The organism is Pseudoalteromonas sp. P1-11, assembly GCF_001399995.1.
GTDB classification, from domain to species: Bacteria; Pseudomonadota; Gammaproteobacteria; order Enterobacterales; family Alteromonadaceae; genus Pseudoalteromonas; species Pseudoalteromonas atlantica.
The window spans coordinates 347,633-365,355 of the sequence record NZ_LJSP01000002.1 but is presented as its reverse complement, the minus strand read 5'-3'; the positions used below and the strand labels follow the sequence as shown (position 1 = coordinate 365,355).

Here is a 17,723-nt window from a genome sequence, read left to right as displayed (position 1 = left end):
CCTTAGCAATTAAATTGCTAAGGGCTTTTTTGTCGGTTTAATTTTTACCACTGCGTTTAAGTATATAATAAAACACAGGTGTAAGTATTAAGCCAAATACCGTTACGCCTATCATGCCAGAAAATACCGCAACACCCATAGCTTGGCGCATTTCAGAGCCTGCTCCCGATGAAAACACCATAGGTACAACCCCCATAATAAATGCTATTGAGGTCATTAATATTGGCCGTAATCGCAACCGGCTCGCCTCTTTAATGGCATTAAATGCATCCATACCGGTATCTTGCAGCTCTTTTGCAAACTCAACAATTAAAATAGCGTTTTTAGTGGCAAGTCCAAACAACACGATTAGGCCAATTTGGGTGAAAATATTATTATCACCACCATAAATAGCCACACCAATCAGCGCACTTAGCAATGTCATAGGCACAATTAAAATAATAGCGACAGGCAAACGTAAGCTTTCGTACTGCGCTGCTAAAACCAAAAATACAAGCAATACAATAAGTGGAAATACATACATTGAAGTATCGCCCGCTAAAATTTGCTGATAGGTTATGTCAGTCCACTCATACGCAATACCCATTGGCAGTGTTTCATCGAGTATTTTTTCTATTGCGGCTTTAGCTTGGTCAGAGCTATACCCTGGTGCGGGTACGCCGTTAACCTCAGCCGTAACATAGCCGTTATAATGCATTACTCTATCTGGCCCTAAACTATGCTCAATACTAAGCACTGCGCCAAGGGGGATCATATCGCCATTTTTATTGCGCACTTTTAATTGCTTAATTTGCTCTACATCTTCCCTGTAGGGTGCATCTGCCTGCACATTTACCTGATACGTGCGACCAAATAAATTAAAGTCGTTCACATAAACTGTGCCCAAATAGCCTTGCATCGCTTCAAACAAGGTGTTTATTTCAAGCCCTAAGCTTAGTGCCTTTTTACGGTCTACCTTTACATCTAGCTGCGGTACGTCGGTTGTAAAACTGGTAAACGCATTAGCAAGAGCGGGATCGGCTTTAGCCTTAGCAATTACTTCATTTGTTACTTGCTGCAAGGTGTCAAACCCTAATGAACCTCTATCTTCAAGCTGCAGCCTAAAGCCACCAATAGTGCCCATTCCCCTTACTGGAGGAGGCGGAAATATAGCAACATTAGCGCCTTTTATTTGACTAAGTTGTTTATTTAAATCTTCCGCTATTTCAGCTGCCGACATGCGCGGGCCCTGCCTCTTTGAAAACGGCTCTAACGGTGTAAACATCATCCCCGAACTTGGGTTTATAGATAAACCATTAATGCTTAAACCTGCAAAGGCGACGGCGTCACTAACGCCTGGGTGCGCCCTGATTATCTCTGACATTTGGCGAACCACCGCTTCAGAGCGATCTAGCGATGCTGCATTAGGTAATTGCGCAAAAGCGACGAGATACATTTTATCCTGCGGCGGAACATACCCTGTTGGCGTATTTTCAAACTGCTGCCACGTTAAGGCCAGTAAACCAACGTATAGCACACCAATTATGCCGCCCTTATGCACTATTCGGCCAACGGCTCCTGTGAATTTACCCGAGGCTTTATCGAACATTTTGTTAAAAGGCGCAAATAACCAACGGCCAAATAATTTATTAATGGCACGGCTTAACCAATCGTTGTCTTGCCCATGAGGTTTGAGTAATAACGCAGCCAGCGCGGGGCTTAGCGTAAGCGAGTTAATGGCAGAAAGCACTGTTGAAATAGTAATTGTAAGAGCAAATTGACGATAAAATTGCCCTGTTAAACCGCTCATAAACGCAGTAGGAATAAACACCGCAGCAAGCACTAAAGTAGTGGCAATAATAGGCCCTGTTACTTCTTTCATTGCTTGAGTGGTTGCATCAATAGGACTTAATCCCTCACTGATATTCCTTTCAACGTTTTCGACCACAACAATGGCATCATCAACAACAATACCGATTGCTAACACCAAGCCAAATAACGACAACGCATTAAGTGAAAATCCCATTAAATGCATAAAAGCAAAGGTGCCCACTAATGAAATTGGCACTGCCACCAGCGGAATAATAGATGCTCGCCATGTTTGTAAAAACAGCACAATGACCAACACAACTAATAAAACCGCTTCAAATAATGTATCGACTACGGCTTCAATAGAGCCCCTTACAAATACGGTAGGGTCATACACTATTTCATAGCTCATGCCCTCTGGAAATAGCGCCGACAATTCAGCCATTTTAGCGCGCACATCGTCAGAAATTTGTAATGCATTAGAGCCTGGCGCTTGAAAAACAGGCACAGCGGCAATGGATTCATTATTAAGAAGTGGCCTAAGGGTATAACTATCTGCACCTAGCTCTACTCTAGCAACATCTTTTAGCAGTGTAATTTCGCCGTTATCGCCCGTTTTTACGATTATTTCTTCAAATTCATCTTGCTCTATTAAGCGCCCTTCTACATTGATAAGCCATTGAAACTCACTGGTGCCTATGGGTTGTGCGCCTAGGCTTCCTGCCGCAGCTTGCTGATTTTGCGAGCGAATAGCATTGACTACATCACTTGGATTTAAATTGAGCGCCGCTAATTTGTTAGGCTCTAGCCACACACGCATACTGTAATCGCCTGCGCCAAATACACGTACTTGGCCCACGCCATTAATGCGCTTTAGCTCATCTTTTATAAATTGATCGCTATAATTAGACAGGTACAAACTGTCGTATCGCCCTGTAGGCGAAGTTATGTGTACCGCTAAGGTAAGGTTCGGTGATGACTTTTCGGTGACCACACCTAGCCTTTGTACTTCCTCTGGTAGGCGAGGTATTGCTCTATTTACCCTATTTTGTACCAAGGTAGTTGCTTCGTCGGGATCGCTCCCTATCGCAAAGGTGACTGTTAATGTCATGGTGCCGGCAGAGTTTGCAAGCGATGACTGGTACAGCATGTTTTCTACGCCGTTTATCTCTTGTTCAAGCACTGTGGCCACGGTTTCGGCTATTACCTTAGGATTTGCACCTGGGTAGTTAGCTGTAACAACAACCGTGGGGGGTACTACATCTGGGTATTCTGTAATAGGTAACTGCCATATAGCTATGGCACCCCCTATAAAAATAAGAATAGATAAAACCGCTGCAAAAATAGGTCGATGAATAAAAAACTGAGAAAAATTCATTATTACATGCCTATTTCAAGTGTTGGCTCGGCATTGGCTAAGCGGTTTTGGTTATCAACCTTTTGCTGCCAAGCTTGTAACTCGTTTAAAGTACTTTGCTTTGCCATATTAATTAATTCTGGCGTAATGAGTACGCCAGAGCGCACGCGCTGCAAGCCATTAACTACTATGCGTTCGCCGCTTTTTAAACCTTGTTTAATAACTCGTAGCTCACCCACTTTGTCGCCTAAAGTAATGGCGCGGTATTGCACTTTATTTTGCTCATCAACCGTTAAAACGTATTTATTATTTAAATCAGTACCAATGGCTTTCTCAGCAATTAAAATACCTTGCTCAGTATTGCCCCCGGCTAATTTTAAATGGGCGAATAACCCAGGTAAAAGCGCGCCGTCTTGATTATTAAATACAGCCCGCACGCGTAATGTACCGGTTTGGGTATTTACTTGGTTATCAACAAAATCAAGCTTGCCCCAGTGTTGGTAATCTTGCTCATTCGCTAAACGCATCGCCACAGGTAACGCGGTAGGTTGATTGTTATCAAGGTGCGCTTGTTGATAGTTAAGCCATGTTGCTTCATCAATATCAAAATAGGCATAAACCTGCTCTGTAGAGACAATAGAGGTCATTACAGTTTGCCCTGCACTGACATAGTTGCCCTCGGTAATTAACGCACGAGACACTCGCCCAGAAATAGGCGCTTCTACGCGTGTAAAGGTTTTGTTTAGCTGTGCAAGCTCAAGGGATGCATTACTTTGTGCTACGTAGGCATTTGCTTGGTCAACCTCTGCGCCTCGGGTCTCTAATAACTCTTTAGATATTGATTTACTTTTAAATAGCTCTTTAGCTCGATTAAAATCTTGCTTTGCTAGTTTTAAGCGGCTTTTTGCTTCATCAAGTTGCGCTGTTAGGCGGTTTACTTGTGCATTAAATTCGCGGCTATCAATTAAAAATAAGGTGTCGCCTTTATTTACCAGCTCACCCTCTTCAAATACTGCCGCTTCAATATAACCAGATACGCGAGGACGCAAAGACACTATTTGCGGCGACTCTAGCCGCCCTGTAAAGCTGTCCCACTCGGTTATTCGCTGACTTATTACTTCGGCCACTTCTACGGACACCCCTTGCGTAGAATCATCATTACTTTGAATAGAACTTGGCTTATCGCTGCATGCACCCAGTATTATCGCTAATAGCGCAATAATAAACGTGTATGTAAATTTATATATAGCTGACATAGTTAACTCTCTTGCTGTACGAGTTGTGTTAAAATCTGCTTATATTATGAACGCGGCAAAAGCATAAAAATAATTATATTATTGTATAAAACACATCACTAAAAATGATGTAAAATAATCTTACATTTAGAATTTATAACGGTGCTATATGCGTCCTCAAGAGCTTAATTTACTAATGATTTTTGATGCCATCATGACTGAAGGCAGTATCACTCGTGCAGCAGAGCAATTATCGCTGACACAACCTGCGGTATCTAATGCGCTTGCACGTATGCGCGCAGCGTGGGGAGAAGAGTTATTTATAAAAGATGGCCGAAATATTCAACCTACAGCATTTGCTAACAATTTATGGGGGCAAATACAGGGGCCACTTGGATCATTAGAGCATGCTATAAACCAAAGTGAATTTAACCCAGCGACAGCGCAGCGCACTTTTCGTATTTCTGCCGCTGATATATTTGTAGAAATGATATGGGGGCCTCTTCGTAAAATTATTGAGCAGCAGGCCCCAGGCATCAATATCCATGCAATCCCTAATCGGGCGGTAGAGGCTGCCAATGTACTTAAAGACGCCGAAGCCGAACTGGCTATTAATCGCTACACCCTGTCTGAAAACGTTATTAGAGCCGAGCACTTATTAAAGCCTAAATATGTTGTACTTATGCGCCCTGACCACCCGCTTGCTAATGCCCCTTTAAGTATTACTGACTTTGCTAATACAGATCATTTATTAGTATCAATTACGGGCGATATTTTAGGGCCATCTGATCAAGCACTAAGAGTATTAGGGTTAAAACGCCGAGTAGCGATGACGGTAAATAACGCGGCAAATGTACCTAATATTCTTAAAAATACCGATCTTATTTGTGTCATTCCCTCAATAGCGCTTGAGCAGGAAATATTTACCAATAAGCTCGTGGTTTTAAAAAGCCCTATTGATACGCCACCAACGCCTGTCTCTGTTATTTGGCATAAGCGCCAAGACAACGATGCCGGTTTGCAGTGGATACGCCGTCACATAGTGGCTATTATTCAACAACGTGTAAGTAGCCACGATAAAAAACTAGGCAAATATTTACTGCGCTAAAACGCCTTTTTTAATCACAAAATCAGCAAATCTTACTTGCTCTTCTTCAGCGCGAAGGCTATCGGTTTCGACTATTGAACGATAGATACCCCATTTAGGACGGGCAAAGTCATCATCGCTAAAGCCACGCCACATATCTATGTTTTGCTCGCTAATGCTAAATAGCACCTCGTTGTCACTTAAGCGGGTTAGGGTCATTTCAAATTGCCCCGCTTCACTAAAAGTGGCTTGTACAAATACCGCTACCCATTCATCAGTAATAAGTGACCAGTCGGTTTCGATAAGGTTTTTATCAAGCCCTGTGCTGTTACCGTTTTCATCAAAGCCTGCGCTATAACGTACTTGCAGCTGATTACCTGTACTGTTTTTTTGTGCACCAGAGAGCGTAATAATAGGTTGGTCGTCGTTGCCATTGGTATTGTCGTTGCTGTCGTTACGGGCTTTTATTTGGAAAAAGTGACTAAATTTACTACTTAGCTCAAGCTCGCTAGAGACTTTAAACTTCCAACTGTATTGTACGGTTTCGTCTCTAAAGGCAAGTGTTGCGGCGGGCGATTTATCAAAGGCTTTTATTTCGTTGCGCTGGCGGTCGGTTGCGCCCTTATCTTTATCTTGGTCTTCATCACGATGTGCTAAAAACACAAAGTGATTACCTACAGTTGAGTCAGTATCTTCAATAATATGCACAACATTTTGATGATTACCGCTATACATATCAGGCGATTCAATTGCACCTTCACTAAACGCATTTTCTATTAATGTATAAGCACTTAGCCCTGTGTTTTCGCCATCGGCATTGAGGGTTGTTTCTTGCGTTACTATAAAATCATCACGGCCTGCAGTGCCTATAATGCTTATAGACACTGTCGCTTCGGTGCCATCTGCCGATGTGACGGTTATTTCATCAAGTAAGGTTTCGCCCTCGTTTAATGCACTCACAGTGGCATGCTCGCCATTAAGTGTATATGACCAATTACCATCCTCAGTTAAGCTAAATGAACCATAAGTTGTGGTGTTATTGCTTTGCGTTTTAAATACTGCCTCATTGGCTTGTGCATCCGTTATAGATAGTTCACCTGTAATTGCTATATCGCGGGTGTTTTCAATACTTACAGCTGTTTGACCGCTAATTACTGCGGCGTTTTGCGCTACAACCGATGCATTTACAGGCTCACTTTTTGACCCTGAGCTGCCGCACCCTACAGCTAAAATACCCAAAGAACAAACACAAGTAATAGTTAAAACACGCAAGCCAAACTTTGACATAAACAACCAGCCCAGGTTAATGGTAAGTAAATAAAGTGAAATATAACTTACCAATTATTTGTTTTAATAACTAGATTTTTATTACCAGAATAACGAAATCGGTTTTAACTTAATAAGGAGATAACTTGATTTTAGCAGTATATTTGGAAGGGTGGCTTCATTGGACAAGGAAGGTACAAAATGAAAAAGCCGATTATCTACCGGCTTTTATAAGTTAACCTTCACAAGTAGCTAATTTAAAACCACTAACATGTGTTGACCTATTTGCAACAGAGTTGCGAGCCCATTCAGCTTTACTTCTAATGTCTTGCAAAATTTTTGCAGATTGACACTCTTTATATGTTTTATGATAACTAATAGCATTTGTTTTTTCAGCGTTTAGCAAAACAATAGTATCATTATTTGAACTTGTGGTGGAATTACAAGCTGTTAACAATAAAGCAGAAATACAAACTAGTACTTTTTTCATAATCGTCCCTCTTAATTTAAACTTATTTTGAATTTAGTATATTTTTTATGCATTGTAAATATTTGCTCTTTTCTCCCAAATTAAATAAAAGGCTAAATAAAATTAGGTTAAAACCAAGTTACTTGAGATAATCCTCAGCGAACCCCTTATTTAGGTTATATATGAAATTATTAGTTCGTAATTTGTCTCGCGCTACCACAGAGCAAGACCTTCGCACGTTGTTTGCAGCACACGGTAAAGTAACTACCTGTAACTTGGTGCTTAATAAAGACACTGGTTTATCAAAAGGTTTTGCCTTTGTAGAAATGCCAAACGACATAGAAAGTAGAAGCGCTATTAAAGCACTTAATCAATTAAGCGTTGATAAAAGCAAAATTCGCGTAAAATACGCAGATGAGTAATTAGTTACTTGCTATATGATTAAAACCAGCTATTTGCTGGTTTTTTACTTTTAAGTTTACGCTTTATATTTAGCCAGAAATAAGCTGACTGTTTGTTCAATTACTTTATTATTTTGCTGCTCTGTTATTGTTTCAAACCCATAAAGTAGCGGATAAAACACAAACGATTTTAATTGATACACAAACTGTTTAGCAGCTATATTTAGCTCATCACCTTTTAAAACACCTGCTGTTCTAGCTTGCTCTAAAAAATCTTCTAAATAAGTCATACACCCCATAGTATTATTACTTAAAGACTTTGCTAGCTGCGGCTCTTGTAGCATTTGCATAAAGGCAATTTTAGCTAAACGTAAAAAATCAGGCGATGTAAGCATAGCCACTTCTTGCTCGGCAATAGCAGTAAGCTGCAAATCAATTGGTTGATTTTTATTAAAGTAAATAACATCACCATGATTAATTTTAGCCAGCATAGTCGTTAAAATAGCCTGAAATAGCTCTTCTTTTGTCGCAAAGTGATTATAAACAGTTCGCTTAGAAGCCTCCGCTTTTGCAGCAACTTGATCCATACTAGTGTGCTCTACACCTTTTTCAAAAAACAGATGCTCTGCTGCTTGAAGAATATTTATGCGTTTTTTTTCTGATAATTTCATAATGGGTTCTGCAATTGTTAATAGCTACATTTTAACTAAACAATAAAAAAATGCACTGTATAGTTTACTTTTCATCAAAACAATGAAAAACTACACTCATTAGTTTACTTTAAGGTTTAACGATGACATTTATAAAATGGGTAGTTGTGATCATCGCCATCATTGTTTTTGGAGGTTGTAGCGTGAATAAACAGATAGGTGCGCAAGGTGTTAATGAAGCACCTAATGTAGATAACTACGAAAATGGTAGATTTCATAACCATCAACACGTTGAGCCGAATAGCTTTAAGAAAACACTCGGAATTTTAGGGCGTTACATAACAGAAAAGCGTACCAACATTACACCTAAAAAGCCCATTGCAATTAAAAGTGTTACAGCAAAAATGCTTAACTCCCTTGCAAATAATACTGTGCATGTCATTAAACTTGGCCACTCTAGCGTGCTTTTAAAAGTGCATGGCGAATACTGGTTACTCGATCCGGTATTTAGTGAGCGCGCATCTCCTTTTTCTTTTGTAGGGCCAAAGCGCTTTTCTAAATTACCTATTAGTATTAGCGAACTGCCACCAATCGATAAGGTGCTTATTTCGCACAACCATTACGATCACCTTGATAAATCAGCTATTAAAAAGCTGTCTGCAAAAACTAAGCAGTTTTATGTGCCACTTGGTGTAGATACCGATTTAGTTAAGTGGGGAGTGAATGAAAACAAAATTAGCACATTTAACTGGTGGCAGGAGTTACAAACCGAACATGCATTAGTTGCCTTTACTCCTACCCAGCATTTTTCGGGCCGTGGATTAAGTGATGCAAACAACACACTGTGGGGTTCGTGGGTTATTAAAACCTCCCAGCAAAGTGTTTATTTTAGTGGTGATTCGGGTTATTTCGCAGGCTTTAAAGAAATTGGTAACAAGTACGGTCCTTTTGATTTAACCCTAATTGAGACAGGCGCCTACGACAAAGATTGGGCCGATATACACATGACACCAGAGCAATCGGTTCAAGCTCATATTGATTTACAAGGTAAAACTTTAGTGCCTATTCATAACGGTACGTTTGACTTGGCGTTTCATGCTTGGGTTGACCCATTTGAACGAGTAACGGCTGCAAGCAACATAAATAACGTAACATTGAGTACACCCGAGTTTGGACAAATATTTACCCCTACCGACGCTGCAATAACCCATAAATGGTGGAAAAACTAATTTGGTAGGTGTTTTAAAGGTATTTATTACAAGGTGTTAATTAAATAAGCGGCTATTAAGCCGCTTTTTTTATACTAATTGTACCTAACACTACAAAAGATGCAGCTAAAGCAAAAAACATCGCTTGCTGTGCGAGCAAAGCTGCTGCAAAAAATGCTACGCCGCTGCCTATAAACAGGTATCCGCTTTTTTTAGATTGGCTCATTGTGTGTGCTCCATTTATTGTTGTCGATTATTTATACACCCTACACCGGCAATTTTCAATTTTTGAAAAATAGAACTGGCAAGATGATAAATATTCGACTCACATCAGTGCTTCCTTTATATTAAAAGCCAATTTTTAAAACTATTCAGAAAACTATGGCCTCTACTCTTTTTAAAAGCGCTAGCCTAAGCCTGCTAGTCGCTCTCTTTGGTTGCTCTGAACCTGCAAGCGAGCATTCTTCTTTAGAAAATACGCCCGGCGTAAGCCTAAATAACGTTAAACAGCATATAAAAACGCTCGCCTCTGATGACTTTCAAGGTCGCGGCCCACTTACTCATGGTGAAGTAAAAACCGTGGGTTACTTGAGCGAGCAATACGAAGCTATGGGTTTAACTGGGGCGTATAATGGCAAGTTTTTACAGCCGGTAAAAATGGCAATGGTCACGGCCAATCAAAATATGCAATTTCAGGTAGGCGACTTAAAGTTTAAAGCAGGTAACGATTTTACCGCCCGTACAGAGCAATTACAGCCAGTAATAGATGTACGAAACTCTGACATTGTATTTGTGGGTTACGGTATTAATGCCCCCGAATACAACTGGAACGATTACGAAAACATTAATGTTGAAGGTAAAACCGTTATTGTATTGGTAAACGACCCTGGCTTTGCTACACAAAACGATGCGTTATTTACAGGTAATGCTATGACCTACTACGGCCGCTGGACTTACAAATACGAAGAAGCCGCACGCCAAGGTGCCAAAGCAGTATTTATTGTGCACGAAACTGCCCCTGCGGCTTACCCTTGGGGCGTGGTTGAAAGCTCAAACACAGGGACTAAATACACCCTGATGGACAATAACCTAAACGCTTCTAAGCTCCCAGTTATGGGCTGGCTAACACTTAATACTACTGAGCAAATTTTTAATGCCGCACAGCTTAACTATCAAAATTTAAAACAAAAGGCTTTAAGTGATGACTTTAAAGCCACAGCGCTTAATTTAACAGCCAACCTTTCATTTAAAAACGAAGTATCGCATGCCAAATCACATAACGTAGTTGCGCAAATTACAGGAAGCGACGCCCCTAATGAGTACGTGGTAATAGGTGCTCATTGGGATCATTTTGGTACCAAGCAAACCGACAGCGGCCCTAAAATTTATAACGGTGCAGTGGATAATGCCTCTGGCACAGCGGCCACACTTGAAATTGCCCGCATTATGAATCAAATCCACCAGCAAACACCGTTTAAACGCTCTATTTTATTTGCTAATTTTACCGCAGAAGAAACTGGCCTCATTGGCTCGCAAGAGTTTGCAACCGGTGGCGTTGTGCCCACTAAACAAATGGTCGGGCTATTAAATATTGACGGAATGAACGTGCTAGATGGCACCGATTACATTTTGCAATACGGTAAGGATTTATCCACCCTAGAAAACTACCTAGCAAACGCGGCAAAAGCACAAGGTCGCGTTGTTAAAATGGACCCCCGCCCGCAAAACGGTTTGTTTTTTAGATCAGATCATTTTTCTTTAGCTAAGCAAGGTGTGCCGAGTTTATTATTTATGAGCCTTGGCGATACCGACCCTGATTACATTGCGCATAAATACCATAAAGAAGCCGACGATTACTCGCCGCAGTGGTCCTTAGGTGGCGTAAAGCAAGACATAGAGCTTATTGTTGATATAGCCACAAAGCTTGCTAACAATGGCGATTGGCCTACATGGACGAGTGACTCAGACTTTAAAGCAAAGCGCGAGCAAGATAAGCCGCATTAGCAGGTAAAGTTTAAAGCTAAATAATAATCATACCAATCGCATTAAAATCCTCCTACTTGGAGGGTTTTAATTTTGAGCGCGCCCGCATTAGTAAGGTTTCGGCTTTGGCCCCTAAATACACATAAATAGCCAAGGCTATTAAAAGCCCTACCACCGCAAGCATCATCGCAATGGCCGGTAATAAGTATTCAGCCTGCCCCAACGCTGCCTTAAACATGGTTAATAGCGCCTCAATAGATATTGCAATTAGCACGGTAGATATAAACCGAGTAATTGTGCGCCGTGTAGAAGAGTGCCTAAATATATCCTTATGCATTAAAATCTCTTCTTCGAGAATGGTCTTTCCTAAATCAAACACGGCCAACGCTAAAGTAATATATATAATAATGCTAAAGGGCTCGAGAGGATCAGACGCTGAGTCAAAGTGGGTTAATAATGCATATATATCGTTAAATACTATGCTCAGTAAAAAGAGTACCAAAGTAAATAAACACGCCACAATCACCCCATAACCCGCTTTAAAATAAGGCGAAATACCGGCACGCGCGCTGTCTCCCATTACAAACTCAATTAACTGGGTTAAGCATACGTCTAACACTAAATAATGCTGCTGGTTAATTGGCTTTTTTAGCTCTTTAATAGCCGAAATACATACATGATTAGTTGCGATAGAAATATACGGATCGGTAAAGCACACCGAATCGGTTTGTTTAGATTGTAAAAAGTAAGGGCGCTCACTTAAGTCTTGCTGATTGCCTTGCTCGGCTAATTTTTTATAGGCACGCTTAAAGCAAACGTTATTGCCTTGCTGAAGCCCAGATTCGTTTAAACAATATTGCAGCTCTAAAAAGGGATATTGCTTTACTAAAAAACGCGTATCTCGATTTTTGTTAAGCCCGTCTTCAATACTCATTAAAATAGAGTCAAGCAAGCTGTGTATTACTTGCTCATACTCATGGTAGCGCTCAACACTACTTATATAACTCATTCGCGCCATAATTGTGTACTCACTCAGTTGCTATAGCGTTAACTAAGCAAGTTTAAAACCAAGTATAAAAAGTGTTTTTATTCATCAGGTTAAGGTTTTAACTTGCGCTCATTTGCACCTATTTGGTGAAAAAGCAGTTATGCCTGCGCCATGCACAAAAAAAGCAGCTAAGTAAATGTTACTTAACTGCTTTGTGAGTATGACCTGATAAATTTTAAGCGCGTAAAACTACGCCATAAAATTATTGTACTTTAGAAAACTCTTGCTGTGAAAGCTCACCATTTTTATCTGTATCGAGCTTATCAAACAACCGTGCTAACTGTGCGTTGGCTTGTGCTTCTGTTTTGCTAATTACGCCATCGCCATTGGCATCAAAACTGTTAAAGTCGACCGCGGCAAACGCCGCTGATGAAGAGGCAAGGGCTAGAAGTGCGATAAATTTTTTCATAATCATTTCCTTAGGCTAAGTGCCTGGCAAAGGGGAAGAAATCCTTTTCTGAGATCCATAAAGGGAGAATCGGTTATTTGTATTCAAAAAAATCGTTTTCGGTTAGGCCATTTCGGCTTTGCATATTTAATTGCTGCATTATTTGTTCTGCTGATTGATCACTTTGGTTTGTTAAACCACCTTCGCCTTGCATAGGTGTTTTAAACTCTGTATTTGCCAATACCACCGATGATGACACCAAGGTGATAAGTACAAGTGTTGTTTTCAGCTTAGTCATAATGTAATCCTTCAATAATATGCATTACCTGTATAAATTTGCACTGAGGTGGTTACAATTCACTTCCTTGTTATTCTTTTTAATAGGCTCCCTTGCCTATTTAGGTTGTCTTTGGCAACTCAGAATTATGCTTACACCACAGCGCATTAATCGTCTACGCTTGTAAAACCTCTGCTTTAAAAAGTTTACCGTTTGTGTTGGTATCAAACTTTGCAAATGTGCCAGAAAATACCAGCGCTATTGCAAGCAAAGTTGGGTATCGCTTTTACATATCGATTCCTTCGCTATGCGTTTATAATAAAATGCCCTGTGTATTACACTGTCCTTGTTATTCTTTATGGTAAGCTCCCTTGCCTACTTAGGTTGTCTTTGGCAACTCAGAATTAACGTGCCACTGGGCGTTAACTACTCAAAGCACTCACTTATGCTTTGTCGAACTCACTCTTAGATAGCTCGTTGTTTTTGTCAGTATCAAGTTTTGTAAACTGACTCATTAATTCAGCATCCGCAGATGCTTCTAACGGGCTTAATGTGCCACTGCCATCTTTATCGAGTGTGTCAAAATCTGTTACTGCAAAAGCCGCTGATGAAGAGGCTAAAGCCATTAATACCAATGTTGATTGTGCCTTTTTCATAATGAAATCCTTCATAGGGTTAGGGGAGTAGCCAATTGGCGTTACCCACGTTTTGCTTAATACAGCTTAACTATTACAACTTCAGTGCCATGTTTTATTTTTACTTAATAAACAACGAGTTATACAATAAGTATATGAAAAGGTTAAATTTCGAGAGGTATTTTTGTTGCTTTTTAGCAACAGCTAGATGAGCCACTTAAAATAAACCATTAGAATCAACAGCTTATGATTTATAAAAAAGCCACACATGAGCTAAAAGCTAACTAAAAACATAATCTGGGGAAGTTTAAGAATAAACTAAAGCTGAACAGCTTAATTAAAACAATTAAACGTCATAAAACCTAAAACATAACCAATTGAAATATATTGATATTTAAAAAATATTTAGCGTTTATTTTTTAAAAGCATGGCAAGCCTGTAAAAAACAGGCATTTGTTGCCAAATGGCGAATTTAGTAAAAGGCAGGGATTAAAAAGGGAGCGCATTGCATTTAGTTGGGCATAACAAATTGGCGTTTTTAAAGTATAAAAACAATTTAACTACTTCCAGCCTTGACGCCATTTTTGTGTGTCTTTTAAATCTCGCCAGCGTATTGAGTACTGATTTTTAGAAAATACCGACTCGGTAATGCATTCAATTACATTACCCTCTTCATCGTATTCTACTTCTACAATGATAAAGTGTTTTTCTTTATTGATAGCTGGAGTGGCAGTCCACTTACTGTTTAGTAATTTTTTAGGGTTTAAGTTATTCATTAAATAATCTAGTGTGCTTAATTAACACTAATACGACATAACCCGTTGTTTAGCTCAACATAAAGTTAGGCCGTATTAATGTTACTTCATCAACTTACTGGTTACTCAGCGATTAACTTACCTTTATACATTTTCATTTGGCAATGAAAGTCGTACTCTCCTGCTTTAAGTGCAGGCAAAATGATTTTATTATCTCCCATTGCAAGGCTTTCACTTACATCAAGCTGCGGGAACACCATAGTTTCGGCGCACGGTGCACTGTCTTTTCTATCAAATGTAAGTGTTACTTTTTTATTGGCCGCCACCTTTATATGACTTGGTTGATAAACGCCGTTATCTACCACTATGGTTTGCGTATTATCATTACTGTGTATTTGCTTTGGCTTATAAAGCCAAAACCAATAAATAATGGCCACTATTAATACTGCACCAAGTAAATTTATCATTAACATTATCGACTCCTTAGCGCTTATTGGGTTTATAAAAACGTAAGCGATTAGCATTGGTGACGACTGTCAGTGATGAAAGCGCCATAGCTGCGCCCGCCACTACTGGGTTTAGTAGTACACCAATAAACGGATACAACACACCGGCTGCAATAGGGATGCCCGCAACGTTATAAATAAAGGCACCAAACAAGTTTTGTTTAATGTTTTTAATTGTTGCGCTGCTAATGGCAATAGCATCGGCAAGGCCATGCAGTGAGCCACGCATTAAGGTAATATCGGCGCTTTCTATGGCTACATCTGTACCTGTGCCAATTGCAAAACCGACATCTGCTTTAGCAAGCGCGGGGGCATCATTGATCCCATCACCCGTCATGCCTACAATCTCGCCTTGCTGCTGGCGTTTAGTGACTTCGTTTACTTTATCCTCTGGCAACACTTCTGCGATAAAATCATCAATACCGACTTTTTTAGCCACAGCGTGTGCGGTCGCTTTATTATCGCCAGTGAGCATTACTAGATGAATACCTTCATTTTGCAAGCGCTTGATTGCCTGTACTGAGTCTTCTTTTAGCGGGTCCGCCACCGCAATTAAGGCCATAAGTTGGTTATTACAGGCAAAGTACATCGGGGTTTTTGCATCATTTGCAAAGGTGTGTGCTTGCTCTGTGGCGTCATCAACTGCAATCTCGTATTTATCCATAAGCGCTTTATTGCCAAATAACAGTGTTTGCTCATTCACCGTTCCACTTACACCTTTACCGGTAATCGCATCAAAGTCGGTAACTTTACTCAAGGTTACATTTTGTTTTTGAGCGTACTGTGTAATCGCCTCCGCAAGTGGGTGCTCAGAGCTACTCTCTAGGCTTGCAACTAATTGCATTACGTTATTTTCATCTGCGTTATTAAACGTTACAACATCTGTTACCTGTGGTGCACCTTGGGTGATAGTCCCGGTTTTATCTAAAATCATGGTAGTAATTTTAGAGGTCGTTTGCAGTGACTCGCCATTGCGAATTAATATGCCAAACTCGGCGGCTTTACCTATTCCCACCATTACCGACATAGGCGTTGCTAAACCCAGCGCACACGGGCATGCAATAATCAGCACGGTGGTTAACGCTACCACTGCATAAGCAATTGAAGGGGCTGGGCCAAAATTCAACCATGCAAGGGCTGCTAATATCGCAATCATCATTACTGTGGGCACAAAAATGCCCGATATAACATCGGCTAATCGCCCTATTGAAGGCTTAGAGTTTTGCGCGCGTTTTACCATATTAATGATATTGGCAAGGGTTGTTTCTTGGCCTATATGTGTGGCTTCAAATAATAATGTACCACTTTTATTAATGCTGCCAGCAACCACTTTATCGCCAGCTTGTTTACTCACTGGCATAGGCTCACCCGTGAGCATAGATTCATCTAATCTGCTGCTACCTTCGAGCACATCACCATCTACCGGGATCTTTTCGCCTGGGCGTACCCTTACATGGTCGCCCTTTTGCACATCACTAATGTCTATATCTTGCTCTGCGCCATCGCGTATTACACGGGCTGTTTTTGCTTGTAAGCCAATTAAACGCTTAATAGCCTGCGAAGTACGTCCACGCGCTTTCACTTCAAAAGCTAGGCCTAAACTAATTAACCCAATTATCATTGAAGAAGCTTCAAAATAAACGTGCCTTGCAACCTCAGGTAGTAAGCTAGGCGCAAGTACAACAAACATTGAATATAACCACGCAGTGCCCGTTCCCAAAGCAATAAGCGTATCCATGTTAGCACCATGATTTTTAAATGACTGCCAAGCGCCTTTATAAAATTGCTTACCTGCTACAGCCATAACGACAAACGTGATAATACCGACCACACCCCATGCAATTCGCTGGTTAGTGGTTGTCACGCTCATATCAAAAATAAGCCCATAAATCATAAGCGGTACGCCCACACCTAAAGCCAGCATCATGTTGCGCATTAGCTTTTTGTAATGTGCCTCGTCTGACTTGGCTTTTTCATCAAGCGCATCTTGCTCTGATGTGTTATCCATAGGTTTTGCGCCGTAACCTATATTTTCAACGGCGCTAATTAATGTGCTTTGCTGCGCGCTACCCTCTACTCGTACGGTGCGATCTGCAAAGTTCATTTCGACATTGTTTGCGCCTTGCACACTATTGAGGGCTTTTTCTATTTTGGCTACACAACTGCCACAATTAGCACCTTCAATAATAAAGTTTTGCTCTGTTGTTTTACTGCTACTCATTGCACATCTCCGCTTTTATTTGGCTCAACAAGTGGGTCAACAAACGTCTCTATTAAGCTACACACATCACTTGCAACAGCGCCGTCTGCCGATGTTTCCCACTGTTTTAACGCCGCTTGCATACGCACTCGTAATTTAAGGGTTTCTTGAAACAAGGCTTCGGTTTCTTCTAAACGTTTTGCAATAATTTGCCGTGTAAGGGGGCATGGGCAATGCCCTTGTTCTGACTCGCCAATGATATGCTGTATATCTTTTAGGGAAAACCCGAGCTTTCGGGCGCTTATAATAAACTGTAAACGTTGGCGGTCTGCTTTTGTATATTGTTGATAACCATTACTTTGGCTACGTATGGGCGATAAAAGGCCTATTCGTGTGTAATGACGAACTGTATCAGGCGTTACACCCATTAACTTCGCTAATTGCTTAACATACATAATTTAGCCCCCTTA

Annotated in this window: 18 protein-coding genes; 4 read left to right on the top strand and 14 right to left on the bottom strand. The window is 40.6% G+C overall.

Features of this window, described 5'->3' with window-relative positions; genetic code table 11:
* Positions 1 to 37 precede the first annotated feature (37 nt).
* Positions 38 to 3,166 carry an efflux RND transporter permease subunit gene (locus AN390_RS04345; protein ID WP_055253061.1) on the bottom strand — a complete coding sequence of 1,043 codons (3,129 nt, stop codon included), beginning with the start codon at positions 3,164 to 3,166 and terminating at the stop codon, positions 38 to 40.
* 2 nt (positions 3,167 to 3,168) lie between these two features.
* Entirely contained in the window at positions 3,169 to 4,401 is a 1,233-nt protein-coding gene (locus tag AN390_RS04340; RefSeq protein ID WP_055253060.1) for an efflux RND transporter periplasmic adaptor subunit, read from the bottom strand.
* 148 nt (positions 4,402 to 4,549) lie between these two features.
* Here AN390_RS04340 and AN390_RS04335 point away from each other — a divergent pair, with 148 nt between their 5' ends.
* The gene (locus AN390_RS04335; RefSeq protein WP_024033768.1) at positions 4,550 to 5,488 is read left to right on the top strand and encodes a LysR family transcriptional regulator; all 939 of its coding nucleotides are present in this window, start codon (positions 4,550 to 4,552) and stop codon (positions 5,486 to 5,488) included.
* On the opposite strand, the gene AN390_RS04330 is transcribed toward AN390_RS04335, so the two are convergent.
* Positions 5,477 to 6,754, bottom strand: a complete 1,278-nt coding sequence (locus AN390_RS04330) for a VCBS domain-containing protein (protein ID WP_055253191.1) — start codon at positions 6,752 to 6,754, stop codon at positions 5,477 to 5,479. The genes AN390_RS04335 and AN390_RS04330 overlap by 12 nt on opposite strands.
* A gap of 214 nt (positions 6,755 to 6,968) precedes the next feature.
* Positions 6,969 to 7,223 (bottom strand): hypothetical protein, encoded by a 255-nt coding sequence (locus AN390_RS04325; protein ID WP_055253059.1) that lies wholly within the window; start codon positions 7,221 to 7,223, stop codon positions 6,969 to 6,971.
* A gap of 161 nt (positions 7,224 to 7,384) precedes the next feature.
* On the opposite strand from AN390_RS04325, the gene AN390_RS04320 reads away from it, so the two are divergent.
* On the top strand, positions 7,385 to 7,624 hold the full coding sequence (locus AN390_RS04320; protein ID WP_055253058.1) for an RNA recognition motif containing protein: 240 nt from the start codon (positions 7,385 to 7,387) through the stop codon (positions 7,622 to 7,624).
* Between the two features lie 56 nt (positions 7,625 to 7,680).
* Here AN390_RS04320 and AN390_RS04315 read toward each other — a convergent pair whose 3' ends face one another.
* Positions 7,681 to 8,274 (bottom strand): TetR/AcrR family transcriptional regulator, encoded by a 594-nt coding sequence (locus tag AN390_RS04315; protein ID WP_024033771.1) that lies wholly within the window; start codon positions 8,272 to 8,274, stop codon positions 7,681 to 7,683.
* 182 nt (positions 8,275 to 8,456) lie between these two features.
* On the opposite strand from AN390_RS04315, the gene AN390_RS04310 reads away from it, so the two are divergent.
* Positions 8,457 to 9,482: an MBL fold metallo-hydrolase gene (locus tag AN390_RS04310; RefSeq protein ID WP_236695071.1), complete on the top strand. Its 1,026-nt coding sequence runs from the start codon at positions 8,457 to 8,459 to the stop codon at positions 9,480 to 9,482.
* A gap of 55 nt (positions 9,483 to 9,537) precedes the next feature.
* On the opposite strand, the gene AN390_RS19780 is transcribed toward AN390_RS04310, so the two are convergent.
* Positions 9,538 to 9,687, bottom strand: a complete 150-nt coding sequence (locus tag AN390_RS19780; protein WP_024033773.1) for a hypothetical protein — start codon at positions 9,685 to 9,687, stop codon at positions 9,538 to 9,540.
* Between the two features lie 155 nt (positions 9,688 to 9,842).
* Between AN390_RS19780 and AN390_RS04305 the strand changes: the two genes are divergently transcribed.
* A complete protein-coding gene (locus AN390_RS04305; protein ID WP_055253056.1) occupies positions 9,843 to 11,465 on the top strand; it encodes a M28 family metallopeptidase in 1,623 nt (540 codons plus the stop codon).
* Positions 11,466 to 11,517: 52 nt separating this feature from the next.
* Here AN390_RS04305 and AN390_RS04300 read toward each other — a convergent pair whose 3' ends face one another.
* From AN390_RS04300 to AN390_RS04265, 8 genes are all read right to left on the bottom strand, one after another.
* Entirely contained in the window at positions 11,518 to 12,462 is a 945-nt protein-coding gene (locus tag AN390_RS04300; protein WP_055253055.1) for an EAL-associated domain-containing protein, read from the bottom strand.
* A 232-nt stretch (positions 12,463 to 12,694) separates the two neighbouring features.
* Positions 12,695 to 12,901, bottom strand: coding sequence for an EF-hand domain-containing protein (locus tag AN390_RS04295; protein ID WP_029772194.1), 207 nt, complete (start codon positions 12,899 to 12,901; stop codon positions 12,695 to 12,697).
* A gap of 73 nt (positions 12,902 to 12,974) precedes the next feature.
* Entirely contained in the window at positions 12,975 to 13,178 is a 204-nt protein-coding gene (locus AN390_RS04290) for a hypothetical protein (RefSeq protein WP_024033777.1), read from the bottom strand.
* 422 nt (positions 13,179 to 13,600) lie between these two features.
* Positions 13,601 to 13,813, bottom strand: a complete 213-nt coding sequence (locus AN390_RS04285; protein WP_004585903.1) for a calmodulin-like protein — start codon at positions 13,811 to 13,813, stop codon at positions 13,601 to 13,603.
* A 539-nt stretch (positions 13,814 to 14,352) separates the two neighbouring features.
* The gene (locus tag AN390_RS04280) at positions 14,353 to 14,568 is read right to left on the bottom strand and encodes a TIGR02450 family Trp-rich protein (RefSeq protein ID WP_024033778.1); all 216 of its coding nucleotides are present in this window, start codon (positions 14,566 to 14,568) and stop codon (positions 14,353 to 14,355) included.
* Positions 14,569 to 14,669: 101 nt separating this feature from the next.
* Entirely contained in the window at positions 14,670 to 15,020 is a 351-nt protein-coding gene (locus tag AN390_RS04275; protein WP_055253054.1) for a cupredoxin domain-containing protein, read from the bottom strand.
* A 10-nt stretch (positions 15,021 to 15,030) separates the two neighbouring features.
* Positions 15,031 to 17,274, bottom strand: a complete 2,244-nt coding sequence (locus AN390_RS04270; protein ID WP_055253053.1) for a heavy metal translocating P-type ATPase — start codon at positions 17,272 to 17,274, stop codon at positions 15,031 to 15,033.
* On the bottom strand, positions 17,271 to 17,708 hold the full coding sequence (locus AN390_RS04265) for a MerR family transcriptional regulator (protein WP_055253052.1): 438 nt from the start codon (positions 17,706 to 17,708) through the stop codon (positions 17,271 to 17,273). Before AN390_RS04265 ends, AN390_RS04270 begins: the two co-directional genes overlap by 4 nt.
* Positions 17,709 to 17,723: the final 15 nt, after the last annotated feature.